General features: G+C 41.8%; 9 protein-coding genes. 7 read left to right on the plus strand and 2 right to left on the minus strand.

Going from position 1 to position 13,880, the window contains the following annotated elements; genetic code table 11:
- Positions 1–528: 528 nt before the first annotated feature.
- Both MHH60_RS01815 and MHH60_RS01820 read right to left on the minus strand, forming a co-directional pair.
- Positions 529–3,270, minus strand: coding sequence for a hypothetical protein (locus tag MHH60_RS01815; protein ID WP_076133201.1), 2,742 nt, complete (start codon positions 3,268–3,270; stop codon positions 529–531).
- A gap of 54 nt (positions 3,271–3,324) precedes the next feature.
- Complete coding sequence (locus MHH60_RS01820) at positions 3,325–4,236, minus strand: ketopantoate reductase family protein (RefSeq protein ID WP_076133199.1); 912 nt, start codon at positions 4,234–4,236, stop codon at positions 3,325–3,327.
- 161 nt (positions 4,237–4,397) lie between these two features.
- On the opposite strand from MHH60_RS01820, the gene MHH60_RS01825 reads away from it, so the two are divergent.
- The 7 genes from MHH60_RS01825 to MHH60_RS01855 all read left to right on the plus strand — a co-directional run bounded on the left by MHH60_RS01825 (position 4,398) and on the right by MHH60_RS01855 (position 13,718).
- Complete coding sequence (locus MHH60_RS01825; RefSeq protein WP_076133197.1) at positions 4,398–4,976, plus strand: TetR/AcrR family transcriptional regulator; 579 nt, start codon at positions 4,398–4,400, stop codon at positions 4,974–4,976.
- 484 nt (positions 4,977–5,460) lie between these two features.
- Positions 5,461–6,024 (plus strand): TetR/AcrR family transcriptional regulator, encoded by a 564-nt coding sequence (locus MHH60_RS01830; protein ID WP_076133196.1) that lies wholly within the window; start codon positions 5,461–5,463, stop codon positions 6,022–6,024.
- Between the two features lie 73 nt (positions 6,025–6,097).
- The gene (locus MHH60_RS01835; protein ID WP_256715046.1) at positions 6,098–7,285 is read left to right on the plus strand and encodes an MFS transporter; all 1,188 of its coding nucleotides are present in this window, start codon (positions 6,098–6,100) and stop codon (positions 7,283–7,285) included.
- Between the two features lie 5 nt (positions 7,286–7,290).
- The gene (locus MHH60_RS01840) at positions 7,291–8,502 is read left to right on the plus strand and encodes an FAD-dependent monooxygenase (protein ID WP_076133194.1); all 1,212 of its coding nucleotides are present in this window, start codon (positions 7,291–7,293) and stop codon (positions 8,500–8,502) included.
- Between the two features lie 142 nt (positions 8,503–8,644).
- Entirely contained in the window at positions 8,645–10,387 is a 1,743-nt protein-coding gene (locus tag MHH60_RS01845) for a sensor histidine kinase (RefSeq protein ID WP_076133192.1), read from the plus strand.
- On the plus strand, positions 10,384–11,967 hold the full coding sequence (locus tag MHH60_RS01850; RefSeq protein WP_076133190.1) for a response regulator: 1,584 nt from the start codon (positions 10,384–10,386) through the stop codon (positions 11,965–11,967). Before MHH60_RS01845 ends, MHH60_RS01850 begins: the two co-directional genes overlap by 4 nt.
- An 8-nt stretch (positions 11,968–11,975) precedes the next feature.
- Entirely contained in the window at positions 11,976–13,718 is a 1,743-nt protein-coding gene (locus MHH60_RS01855) for an extracellular solute-binding protein (protein WP_076133188.1), read from the plus strand.
- Positions 13,719–13,880: the final 162 nt, after the last annotated feature.

Raw genomic sequence — 13,880 nt, forward strand, 5'->3', positions numbered from 1 at the left:
TTTCAGATGGATGAACAGTCCAAGGGCGCTATACTAAAAACTACTTACTTCATTGAGTAAGACAGACGGTTTCATCGTAAAAAACTCTAGAGCAGCGATTCTCATAATAAAGAGAGATTCGCTGCTCTTAGTTTTTTGCTGCTTTTAGTTTATTGGTAGCCGCCAGCTTCAACAGTGTTATCGTTATCTGAGCCTCTGAGGGTTTCGGACTCAGATGACACTATTTGCTAATTTCCAGCCTTTTGAACAACATTTCGGACTCCAGTGACGCTATTGCTTATAAAGAGGTTCATATGTGGTGTATTTCATACAAATAGTGACTATGGGGACCGTTAGCCCACCAAAAGTACAAGAATACTGCATTTAGCGCCATCTATGTCCGAAATGAAGTTCTCCCATCAATCTTTTCAAACAAATATGAAAAAGTATCTCATTACGTCACATTCATTAAATGATTCAGTGGTACGACATTACAGAGAACGCATCAATCAGGCAGCTTTTCGAGACAATGAATTAAAAGATATTCCTTTAATTACTATACTTTTTCAAAGCATCTGCCATATCCAATTTATATTGATCTACTTTATTGAAATTATCGATAGTGGTTACTACCATTTGGAAAAGATACTCCGATGTTCCTCCTAATTTTAGATTGTTACGTATTAAATTCATTACAATGTCCAAAACGATTGATGACGGAATGAGGACATCTGTAAGTCTAAACGTATGAGATAAGGATTGTGACCCTAAAGGCCATGGTAAGTCAATCGAAAAAGAAACGGGCACTTTAATATCCAATTTGAAATTTTTCATATTTAAACCTTTTTCAAGTTGATTCTGGATCTCCCCAAAAATATAATCGTTAAAAATCTCAGAAAATTTAGTAAAAGTAAAGTCGGAAACGTCTCGGCAAAGATCCACGAGCTTACGAGGATTGAACTTGATTTCTTTCACTGTCATAACAACAGGAGGGATGATTGCTTCTTGAATTATAGCTTCGACTGCTCCTCTTAACCCTTTGAAAAATTCATCTTTTACTTTACCGGCACCGATTAGAGAAAAAATGTTAAACGTTAGTACGTCAGCGGCTTTTTCAGCGATTTCCATTACAGGTTCAATCAGTTCTTTCATTAATTTTTCTTGCATTAACTTAGTTATGAAATCGGTAATAGTATTTAATATCTTGGCTATTACATTTAGCCAGTGTTCGATTATGGCCAGGAGCTCATCGATCAAGGCTTGAAACAACGCTGGAATCAGTTTTAGAGCGAATTGAATCATATGATCAGTTAAATGATTTATCAAAATTTTGGCTATTGCTTCTATTTCAGCCATTTGAGGCATCCACATCGGATCGCTTTGCAAATGGTTGGCGAAGTCCACGGCGTTACCTTTTATTGGAGTAAATATGTTTAGAGCATTCTCAAAAAGTTGTTCTTGTGCTTCAGGTGTCAAAGGCGCTACCATTTCCGCAATAATTTTAACAGCTGCCTCCAACGGTTTCTTTAAAATATCTTGAGCTCCAAGTGGTCCAAGAACATTTGCAGCCTGACCAGCAGCTTCGCGAAGAAGACCCTCGATTTGTTTATTAACTGAAGTCTGAATTCCGTCCATGACATGAATAACGCTTCTTCCAAGCATTGTGAGTAATACGCTGGATAATGCTTCTTGCATAGTTTTTATGTCAAAATTTTGAAATCCATTAACGATCTCTGGAATTAGAACATCAGAAGTCAGTTGTATGCAGGGAATCAGGGCTTGCTCAAATAGAATCTTAATCTCTTCCTCGCCAGCCAAAGTGTTCGAGATTGCAGTTTTTCTGGCACTTATTTCCGTATCCACGTAATGATCGAAAGCTTGATTTATGGCTCCAAGTGTTGATCTAAAAGAGTTTTCCCCTGTAGTCGAAGGAAATGAGGGACTAAATAAGAACTTCATTGCATCTTGGGCCGTTCCTGAAACGGCAGGTTTGAGAATTGCTGCTATCTCCCGAACGCTATCTACATGTTGTATGGTAAGCGTCAAAGGTTTATCAAGTAGAAATGATAGAAGATCCCCCTGGTTCAAATTTGTGTCAGAAGGACGGTTCAGATCTGTATTAATTGCACTTTTGACAGCGGGAGGAGGCTGGTAAGACAATTGTGCCGTAAAAGTAGGCATGGTTGCTTTATCTGCCGCTTGCACTGCAAGGGGGAGCAACAAAGCTGATACCCACAAAGCAGAAATACTTCTGACAAACTCCTTCTTAAGCTGCTCGTTTTGAATTAATGCTGATAATGAGTCTAAACGAACAAAAATTTCATGGTTATCCGGCACTAACTGAAAAGAATTAAAACCTTTCAGGGTTTGAATGACTTCTGAGGTTTGTTCAGCTGGTAAAGAAGCAAGGCCAATTAAACGAAGGATCTCTTCCTTAAAGAACACATTCATAGTCAAGAAGAACAACGATTGGAACTGTCCGCCAATAAATGTAAGAACGGTTTGCGCTAGTTTTTCGTTATTGCTCCCGGTACCTTCATTTAATTGTCTACTGACCTCATAGGCTGAATTCACTCCTATCCTTAGCATAGTACCGAGCATTAATGCTTGTTCCTGCTGTGTGTCAATAGCTTTATTAACAATACCCTCAATTAAGCGGTCCCCATAACGATTGACCAGTTTTGCAGAATCGGGGAATTTAAAATTGATGCCACCTCTATAGCCACCCCCCGCAATAAATCCCATTCCCGCCTCATAGACAAATTGGAATCCAGATTCCCCTAGAGTAGCTGTCTTATGTAAATTACCAAGCATAACAAAATTGGCATACGCCATAAAACCAACCGCAAATTGGGCGTACAAATAACCTTCGAGCTTTGATTCTTCTAACAATAGCTCAATCAATTCACCGGATAAACCATTTCCTGACGGTTTATTCTTCAGGATTTTCAATAACTCTTTAACTGTCATATTCATGCTTAATCCAGCCGCTACCGCCGCTTTAAGAACGGCTTGAAGTCGACCGGCTAGCCCGGCTTCGTCGAATAGATCCAGGGGCGTTTGTATCTGTACTTGGAGAAGAAGCGAAACTTCGGCACTCCCCAATATTTTTAATTCAGCCCATTTATTTAATAAATTATTGATTTGAGCCATAGCCTGTGCGCCTAACTTATAGTTCATTCCTCTTCTCATGCTACCCTGGCCCGCAACTAAAGTCTGTCCCTGAATATTTCCCCAGCTTTGAGTTGTTGTACTTTGTTGAAAGATCTGCTGATCTTGATTGAGTGGCAATCTAACACCTCCATATTTACGTTGTTTTAGTATTAAGTAATATGGGTTATGAACTCATTTGATAACTTTTATGGAAAAAATTTGCTTGGATGAAAACGAAAACTTCTCATGAAACTTTTCATCCAATAACATAATTTCTGCTTTTCTGCTGACAGCTTGGTTTCCAAACTTAACATCAATGATAAACTCATCACTCAGCATCTGCCGATACCGGGATATAATTTCTTCTTCCATCAATTCTCCCATTGACTTCGTTTCAGTCGGGATTACAGAGATTCCAGCTTGCTCTACCAAGCGAAGATTTTGTTTGATATCTGTAGCAACTTTGCTAAGAATGCTTTCGCTTATTGCTGTCTCAATATCTACCATTCCTTCATTCGTATAAAAATGCTTGTTGACTGCAGCGAGTGCAGCATGTGAAACATGAAATGCTTGAATATCTTTTTGTATTTCATGCTGCATTTCAGCTGTTTCGAATATCAAAGCAAGCTCCTTAACTCTTTCGGTCGTTTGTCCATTTATTTCACCATAATAAGTTTTGGAACCAAATTGAGCGTATAAAATATCCTCTTTAATGTCTCCACCTGCACCAGGGAATCCTGGAAGTAACCGATCACCCACGATTTCAAGCCAGGAATTATAACCAATAGTGTTGGTCAGTGTAATTATTGTTTTGCTCTGATTATTTTTGATCGCAGACAGGGCAGATTCTGCCTGATCATATCGTACAGGAACAAAGATAAAATCATAGATGTCATCATCTGCAAGCTTTTCGACCGTCTTAATGGATAGTTGCTTTATCGTTCCGTTGTCGTTGTATCTCAAACCCTTCCGCTTAAGTTCATCCAGCCTTTCTCCCCGAGCCAGTAAAGTGACGTCAAACCCTGATTGTGCAAATCTAAGAGCATATAAACTGCCAATTACACCAGCGCCAAATATTAGAAGTCTATTTTGTTTTATATTCACTATTATCATTCCTTCCGACTAACTAGTCACTGATTGTTTAAGCAACATCTGTTTGATAAGATAATAGTATGGCAAGATTATGCTTACAACCGTCAATGTAAGAAAAGAGTTGCATAGACAACAAATTCCGATAATTGATGTTTTAGAAAGGGGAGACTCAGATGGTACATCAAGAAGATCCGAGAGTATTACGGACTCGCCTGTTAATAAGAGAAGCTTTCAGAAATCTTTTAAAGACTAAAGGATTTGATTCAATGACAATAAAAGATATCTCACAGAAAGCTACGATAAACCGGGCTACTTTTTATGCCCATTATGAAGATAAATATGCTTTACTCGATGAATTTACAGAACAGTCTTTTCATCAAATGATTCCTGAACAAGTAAATAATGCACGGGAGTTTTCAGATGAAATATGTAATCAGTTGATCTTGTTGACTCATCAGTACATCGTTGATTTTTATCAGAAATGCAGAATGGATTCCAAATTCATTGCTAAGCTGGTGGATGAGAAAGTGAAAAATATGCTGCAACAAATCATAGAAAACATATTTTTAAAAGGGGTTAATTACGATATTGCAGACCGCCAACATACAAAGATCATTTCAGCAATGACAGGTTCAGCGATCTATGGCGCTGCATTTTCTTGGTTAATTGAGGGAGAGGCTGATCAGACCGATTTACTTGTGGACATTGTTCGTCCTTATGTAATGAGTGGCCTGGGACTCTTGATAAGATAGAATAGGAGCGCTTAAAGGCATAACACTCGGGATAAGTCACACGAACAGGAAAGTTTAATCACTTCGCCAAGATTATTAGAAAGGTGGAACCTATGGTTGATTTTGACTGGTCATTTTGGGAGACGGTATTACTTTATTTCATGCTCATTTTTTTCAAATCACCAGTAGGTATAATTATCGTAATTATTTTTGTTATTATTTTTATTAAGTTTATAGTTGATAAACTATTCATCAAATCCTAAATTGCAAATATCCACAAAAACTAACGCTTCGGACTCTTCCGAAGCGTTAGTTTTTGTATTCGCAAGTTATGTTTCGTGGTCTAATGCATGCCTAAATTCAGAAATAATAATTCTCAAATTAACTATTTTAAATTTTATTAAAATGATATAAAATAAGGTAACAAACGAAACAATACGAAACGTATCGTTCTATAATTACAGGTTATTATTAACTTAAATAACATCTAGGAGGTGAAATGAATATGAACGGGAAAAACAAAGAACCTCGAAGTAAAAAGGAGATTCTTACTGCAACTCTTGAAATGTTAGAATCCAACAGTTATTCATCTTTAACGATTGAGGCGATTGCAGCACAAGCTGGAGTAGGTAAAACAACAATCTATAGATGGTGGGAAAATAAAGCACGTCTTGTACTGGACGCTTTTCTAATGACCGTAGAATCAGAGTTTGAATTTGATAGCAATAAATCCATTGAGTTTAACTTCAAACAACAGCTTGAAGCTTTAGCTCGTATCCTCAATAGCAAAATCGGGAAATCCACTTTAACTATAGTTACAGAGAGCGAAGAAATCGCGAAAGATTTTTACATATTGTTTTTAATGACAAAAAGAAATGAAGCCAAACAATTACTCCAAGCAGCCATAGATAAGGGAGAATTGAAATCAGCAATTAACCTGGATATAACTTTAGATCTGCTTTATGGTCCCATTTACTTTCAAATTCTTATCTACAAAAAAATTCCGGATGCGGATTACATAAACGATTTGTTGATCCATGTCTTAGAAGGCATCACTGTTGCAAATTAATAGTAAACCGGGGGATATTCACTTTATGAATCAGACGATAGATGTTCAGAATTACAATAAGAACTATTCATTAATGACGATTATTTTATTTTGGTGTGGATTAGTTATTTTAACTAGCATGTATATTACAATTCCATTATCCCAAGTATTTTCACATGCCTTTCAGATTAGCCCGAGTGAGGCGGCTTGGATTGGGAGTTCATTTTCTCTTTGTTATGCTCTGGGCTGTCTTTTGTATGGACCTTTCTCAGACAGATATGGACGTAAAGTATTTTTAGTAGCCAGCATTATTGGGTTAACCGTAGTTACGCTTGCGCTAGGATTTGTGGATAGTTTTTACGGGCTTATTATGCTCAGAGGAGTGCAAGGCCTAGTGGCTGCTGCTTTTGCGCCTATTGCGCTAGTGTATGCAGGGGAAATGTTCCCTCCTCATAAAAGATTAACAGCCGTTGGATTTATAAGCTCAGGACTGTTAATGGCGGGCATAGTAGGCCAGGTTTTTAGTGGGATTGTTAACGAAGCTCTGGGCTGGCGTGCTATTTTCTTTATTTTGGGGATTGTGTATGGTATTACTTCAGTGATTGTAATGAGGTTCCTTCCTAAAGATGAAATGCTAAGACCGAAAGAAAATGTTCTGCGGAAGTTTAAACAAATGACAATTCTGCTAAAACAATCACAATTGCTTTTGGCTTTTGCGATAACCTTTATGCTCCTATTAACTTTAGTTGGCATGTACACCGTTTTGGGAAGTTATTTAAGCTCAGCTAAGTTTGGACTTTCCTCACAGGATATCCTGTATATTCGTGCATTTGGAATCGCGGGGATGCTTTTAGCACCCTTTTCCGGAAGAATTGCTCAAAAACTTGGAATGGCCGCTGTTCTAAGGGGAGGCTTAGCATTAGCTGCAATTGGGTTGCTTGCTCTAGGTTTTAGCACGAACCTGCCACTTCTTGTCCTAATGAGCGTCGTATTTGTGGCTGGTATCGCGCTGGTAACTCCCGTTATCATCTCAATCGTCAGTCAATTAGGGGGAAATGCAAGAGGGTCTGCTATTTCATTCAATGCATTTATTCTATTCCTAGGCGCTAGCACAGGCCCGATATTAGCTTTGAAATTATTAAAAACAGAAAATTATTCGTTATCCTTTACTATATTAGGTTCTATTCTTTTATTAGGTTTTTTAATCTCACTTTTTCTTAGATTATCGGCTAGGGAACCCGCAGTAAAAAATGAACGGGCTGCTTCATTACCCACAGAGTGATAGGAATGATTAAAGAAACGGAGATTTGCATTGTTGGTGGTGGACCTTCTGGCCTCTTTCTAGGGTTGCTGTTAGCCAAAAACGGAATTAGAGTTACCGTACTGGAAAGTCAAACAAGCTTTAATCGCAAGTTTAGAGGAGAAGTACTTCAGCCTCGATTTGTAAAGCTCATGAAAGAGCTGAATCTGGAACAGTGTCTTGAAAAGTATGAGCATATAAAATTATTTAATGCTGAGATATGGAATAATAAGAAATATATCACTCAAATTGATTATGAAAAAGAAATGCCGGAGGCACCTTACGCAATTAAAATAAAACAATCCGTCCTGTTAACTTTTCTTTATGATCTAGCAAAGGATTATATTAATTTCGAGCTCATTTTTAACGCTAAGGTCACTTCAACTATTAAAAGTACAAATCGAACAGTCGGGGTAAACGCCTTAGTAGATGGACAAATGACTGAGATCCATGCTTCTTTAGTAGTCGGAGCGGATGGACGGATGTCCACGGTTAGGAAGACAAGCGATTTTTCTTTTAAGTATAAAAAAGAAGATTTTGATTTAATCTGGTGCAAAATATCGACTAATGAGTTCAAGCTAAATCAAAAGCTCCTTTTCAGATTGTCTGATTTTAGTAACTTCATAGGGCTTCCTTATTCCTCTGATTGTGTGCAAATAGGTTTCACAATGAAGAAAGACCAATGGAATACCGTAAAAAGCAAAGGCATCGAACCATTAAAGCTTGAATTCATAAAGGCCTTTCCTGAGCTTAAAGAAGACATTGAAAAAATCGGTGATTTCAAATCGTTCGTTTCTATCCAATCAGAGACTTTTATGGTGGACAATTGGCATGATAAGGGTTGTATTCTAATCGGTGATGCTGCACATTGTTCTTCTCCACTCGGAGCTATCGGATTGTCCTTGGCTTTTGAAACAGCGCTGGTCACAGCTGAACTTATTGTTGCATCAAAATTAGAGCCAAATCATGAATACAAGCGTTTAGATCGTTTGCAGCCCATTCGTAATCGGGAAATTCGTTTTGTGCATTTTGCTCAACAGTTGATAATCAGCATGATCGTTAAATCCCCTAAAGGGATTAAAAACTTCTCGCTAGCGTGCATGAAACTGATGGGAAATAGCAGGATCGCTAGATATTTAATGCGGAGATTCTTTTTGGGGAGTCCTAAAATAACGGTTGATAATGCCTTTAAATTTTAACGAAGCCTCATTCCTAAGTAGAGTTCATTGGGAATGAGGTTATTTTAATTTGTTGAAACGCAAAGAATTTGTATAGAAAACGCTTTCTATCCATTGTAAAATACAGGTTGAGGTGTAATTACAAAACAAGGATGGAAATCCCATGCGGATCAAATTTAATATTTTTCAGAAAATGCTAGTGTTGTTGCTGATTCTGCTAACCCCGGTCGTGGCGCTGTACTATTATTCTACCTCTAAGAGCATCAACGTTATACAGGACGAGCTTATCAAAGCCAGCCTGAACCGGATGGAGCTTTTCGTGGCACAACTGGATGCCAGCATTGAGAAGTTCGACTTAGTCTCCGCACCTATGCTCGTTGACACGAACGTGCTGGAGTACCTTTACAACCTCAACATGAGCGATTATTCCCTAATGAAAACAAGGCTGCTGATCCAAGAGAAGCTGTCGCTGGCCAGCGCATCGGGCAACTGGCGCAATGACGTGACCGTCTATTTCCCGCAACGAGACGATAGTATTTCTTCTTCCCCCTCCTATGAATATGACCTTAAAGAATTTGAAAGCCGATTTTCGCTAGGGTGGAGCTACAGCGAAGATTTGGAAATTGGCTCCGGTTTTACTCGAACTTATGTCACTACGGGTTACAAACCAGCCCGTCCGGACGATTTGGATGTTGCCGTTCGCATTAACCTCTACAAGTGGAGCTTCGAAAATTTGCTTGATACCTACAAATCTGGTCACTCTGACAACCCATTTTTTTACAAAGAAGGACATGCCATCATCGCCAGCCGATCCGCAGATGGGCCCAAGATGGACCAAATCATCGCGGAATTAGGCGACAGGATCAATAGCCGGGATTCAAGTTTTTTAATTCATTCCTTCGACGGCAGGCCTTATCTGATTACCTATTATTATTCCAATATTCTTGAGTGGCATCTCGTCGATTCTGTTCCACTTAACCAGATTATCGGACCTATCAAGCAACAGCGGTTATTGTTTGGAGCCTCTTCGATTATTTTGCTCCTATCCTGTATTACCGCCGCGTCTGCCTTGTACTGGAACGTACATCGACCTATCTTCCAACTTGTGCGTGCGGTGCAGCGGATTAAGGAAGGCGATTACGCCTACCGGCTGCCGAAGAAATCAAACAATGAATTCACGTTCCTGATGCAGAACTTTAACGAGATGGCGACGCAGATCCAAGATCTCATCGAGAATGTCCTACAATCGCGTATCCTTGCACGCGATGCTACGCTAAAGCAGCTACAAGCACAGATCCATCCTCATTTTCTGTACAATTGTTTAGGTTTCATCATTAATATGACCAAGATGGGGAAGAATCGGGCTGTCATAGACATGGCGTATCATCTGGCTGACTATTACCGGTATACGACGCGAATGGATAATCAAGGAGTCAGCCTGAGTGAAGAACTGGCGTTCGTGCGCATTCACCTCGAGATTCTTCGGCTTCGCAATGAGACGCTGTCCTACAGCATCGAACTGCCTGAAGAGTTGGCGGAGCTGCGAATTCCCCGGCTTCTTATCCAACCGATCGTGGAGAATGCGATCGTGCATGGACTTGAGAACGTCGAATATCCAGGCCGGGTTGAAATTAGAGTTTACGTCAATGAAGACCAATTACTCTTGGAAGTGGAGGATAACGGAAAAGGATTAAATAAAGAACGGATGGACCAACTGCAAATAGAGCTTCATATTCCGGCCAGCGAATATGCAGGCTGCGGTCTTTGGAACGTATATCAAAGACTGCAAGGCAACTTCGGTTCAGACGCTCAAATTGAGTTTTGCCCGTCCAGACTGGGGGGGCTAAACGTCAGGCTGATTTGGAGTATGGGGATAAAAGACGAAACGAAGGAGGAAGAGCAATGAATAGCCTGCTTGTAGTTGATGATGAGAAACATTATGCGGACAGTCTGGCAGATACGATTCCATGGGCGACACTTGGTATCTCCCGCGTTTGGAAGGCTTACAGCGCGAGCGAGGCACTTGCTCTGATAGACTCCTTCCCCGTTGACATCCTTATGACGGATATCCGTATGCCGCGCATGAACGGCCTGGAACTGATCGAACAGGCCAGGCTACGTATTCCAGGGCTGAAGTGCCTGCTGCTCACAGGTTATGCGGACTTCGATTACGCCCGAAAAGCGATTGAGCTGCAAGCGCTCGATTACCTGATGAAGCCCGCGAAGGACGAGCAGCTACTTACGGCAATGAGCCGGATCATTAAGCAGCTTGAGCAGGAGCGATCAATCGAACAGGGCTTCCGTATCTACCGAGATAATAGTGCAGAATTGAAAGCAGGGTTGTTACTCAAAGTGCTCAGCGGAAATCTGAATAGCAAGGCGCTTGCAGAGAAGTTAAAGCTGTTTGACCTCCCTCTTCCCATACCAGGTCACGTCTCAATGTGCCTTGTTCGGTTGGGTTCCCCTTTCGACGGACAAGATCTCTATTCACAGTCACTGATCCGGTTCGCGGTAACAAACATGCTGGAAGAATTGCTAATGGACCGCTATGACTGCTGGTCGGCTGCGGATGATGAAGGAAACCTGCTCGCTCTGGTATACGACCTATCAGGAGCACCACCCGATCCGGAATGGGTGCTTGAGCGGATAGAGCGATTAAAGCAAGAAGTACAGAGTTTGCTTAAAGGTAAAATTTCTGTAGGGGAAACCGACTGCTTATTCCCGGAAGGACTGCAAGCTAGTTATATGACAGCTAAATCGCGATTGGATAGTGACGGTTTTTCGGGTGGGCAGGTGCCTGAGCGGAATGAAGAGGAAGCGCGTCTTATGCGCAAGCTCTACGAAACGCCTCTGCTGACACATCTTTTGGAAACGGAGCAATGGGAAGCGGCGGAAACTAAAATCCGAGCGTTCGTGTCACCGCTAATGCATACGGGTTCACCTTACCTCATGCGCGACGTCTTTTTCTTTCTCTCCAATGCCTTCCAGTATATCGCGAATCGCAGTGGCAGGACGCTGGCCCAAATGCTCACTCCTGAGCAATCGGCTTTCGTTAAAGGAAAAGCGATGCTGCACGCGTCGCAGTTGGAAAGCTGGGCGCTCGACTTACTACGCACACTTCGCGATAAGCTAGGGGAGGAGACCGAGGACCACAGCCAGGTGATCGTCCGGAAGACGCAACTTTACATCCAGAAGGAGCTGGACAAGGACTTGTCACTTACTTTGCTGGCCAAACGCGTCTTCATACATCCTAATCATCTGTCAAAAATCTTTAAGCAGTGTACAGGCACTACCGTATCCCAATTTATTTACGAGCAGCGTATGCTCAAAGCCTGCGAAGTGCTCAAGCATACAAATAATAAAATCTACCATATTGGTGAAAGCATTGGCTATCCCAATACCAACTGGTTTATTCGAAAATTTCGTGACTATTATCAGGTGACGCCGCAGGAATTCAGGGATAGATACCGATCGGGAATGGAGTGATTGAGCCGGTGAAGAAGCAAAAAAGAAAGGTCATCTTTCTATGGGCAGTTCTGAGCGGAATGCTGCTAGTTTCCGGCTGTTTAAGTAACACAGGGAAAACCGCACAGAACAGTACATCCAATGGGGAAACGAAGCCGGTATGGGACTTTAAATACGATCCGCCTATAACGATCACTACAGGAATCGTGGACGAGAATCGGCCTAACGCATTCAAGCCAGATGAGAGCCTTACAGACAACGTGCATACCCGCTGGATGGAAGATAATCTGGGAATCGTCACGAAGTTTGATTGGATTGTCAGCAAGTTCGAAGATGCAGATACCAAAATTCGGCTGGCGCTGGCTGTGAATGGCAAGCTGCCGGACACCCTTAGCGCTGAAGGAGACATCCTGAAGTATCTGCTGAAAGCCGACAAGCTGCTTCCGCTTGATGATGCCATCGAGAAGTATGCGCATCCTAAGCTAAAAGAAGCGCTCGAGAAGTATGCTTATACTATGACAGAAGTAACCAAAGACGGCAAGATATATGGACTTCCCCGTTTTAGTGCAGGAGATGAGGGAACGGTCATGTGGATCCGTAAGGATTGGCTTAAGAAACTGTCGCTGAACCCGCCTACGACGATAAGTGAGTTGGAGAACGTGCTGAAGGCATTTTCTGAACAAGATCCTAATGGGAATGGCGATGATGACGAAGTTGGTCTGGCGGTTCCGCTAAAGGAAGGTCCCTGGAGCTGGATGGGGCAGACAGATGCGATCGTCGGAGCTTTTTCAAGGCAGATGATTAGCACGTCTGACATCAAACTGTTCTGGAATGAGGACGAGAAGGGCAGCTTGATCTTTGGCGCCGTACATCCGGATGCTAAGAAATACCTGGAAACGATGGCGTCCTGGATGGCGAAGGGCTACATGGACAGGGATGCAGGCATGCAGGACCCGAGCCAAGCGTCCGAACTGGCGGTTAACGGAATGGCTGGTGTCATGTTCGGCCCGTTTTGGATGGGAGCCTGGCCGCTCGGCGATACAGTGAAGGTCGACCCGGAAGCGGATTGGCAGGCTTATTCCCTTCCTGCCGGACCGGATGGGTTAAAGGGCAAAGCACAAAAGCCGTTGTACGGTATCTACACGGTGTTCAGCAAGGATTTCACGAATATGGAAGCCTGGTTCGCTTATTATAACAAGTTGCTTGCCAAAAATTTTGGACCGGATGATCCGTACTTCGATCCCCGATTCGCACCAGGGTTTCACGAAGGTTACGATTATGTGATCATGAACGACAAGGTCATTACTGTCAATTTCGCGACTGAAGGCGTGCCGAATGCAAAGTGGCCGCTTGCGGACGGGTCTTCAATGGATATGCGCTGGATGCTCTATCCGCTGACAGGTGGCGCTCCAGCCTTGCCTTATATGAATGCGGATGCAATCAGAAAATTATCTGAAAATTCGGAAGCCATAGTGACGACGCCGATCGAACAGGCCATTAAAGGTTTAAATTCGGCTCAACTTACGGCGGCTGGGGTGGCGATTGCCGAGCAGGGACTCGAAATCCCGAACCGATACCACGGACCTTTAACGGACGGGATGGAGAAACACGGAGTGTTCCTGCAGAAACTCGCAACGGAGAGTTATCTGAGCATCATTTATGGCGAGAAGCCGCTCTCCTACTTTGATGAGTTCGTAGCCCAATTTTACAAGAATGGCGGCGACGTAATCACGAGGGAAGTAAATAATTGGTACATGGAAAACAAGCCATAATATTGTGGCTTGTTTTCTTCTATGTTCCTTTATTTCTTCTATATAACAGGATTAACTTCGTGAATTAAAATGATTTTATCAGAAAGCGTTTTCAATAAAAAAGAGGTGATGGTATACGCAGACAATCATAGAGTAACTCTCACAACTAAGTATAGACTTTCG

The organism is Paenibacillus sp. FSL H7-0716 (genome assembly GCF_038002705.1).
GTDB classification, from domain to species: domain Bacteria; phylum Bacillota; class Bacilli; order Paenibacillales; family Paenibacillaceae; genus Paenibacillus_AQ; species Paenibacillus_AQ odorifer.

Bases quoted from the DNA above. Each gene is read 5' to 3' on its own strand.
- MHH60_RS01825 (WP_076133197.1), top strand. From the start codon at position 4,398: ATGGTACATCAAGAAGATCCGAGAGTATTACGGACTCGCCTGTTAATA.
- MHH60_RS01830 (WP_076133196.1), top strand. From the start codon at position 5,461: ATGAACGGGAAAAACAAAGAACCTCGAAGTAAAAAGGAGATTCTTACT.
- MHH60_RS01835 (WP_256715046.1), top strand. From the start codon at position 6,098: ATGACGATTATTTTATTTTGGTGTGGATTAGTTATTTTAACTAGCATG.
- MHH60_RS01850 (WP_076133190.1), top strand. From the start codon at position 10,384: ATGAATAGCCTGCTTGTAGTTGATGATGAGAAACATTATGCGGACAGT.
- MHH60_RS01840 (WP_076133194.1), top strand. From the start codon at position 7,291: ATGATTAAAGAAACGGAGATTTGCATTGTTGGTGGTGGACCTTCTGGC.
- MHH60_RS01845 (WP_076133192.1), top strand. From the start codon at position 8,645: ATGCGGATCAAATTTAATATTTTTCAGAAAATGCTAGTGTTGTTGCTG.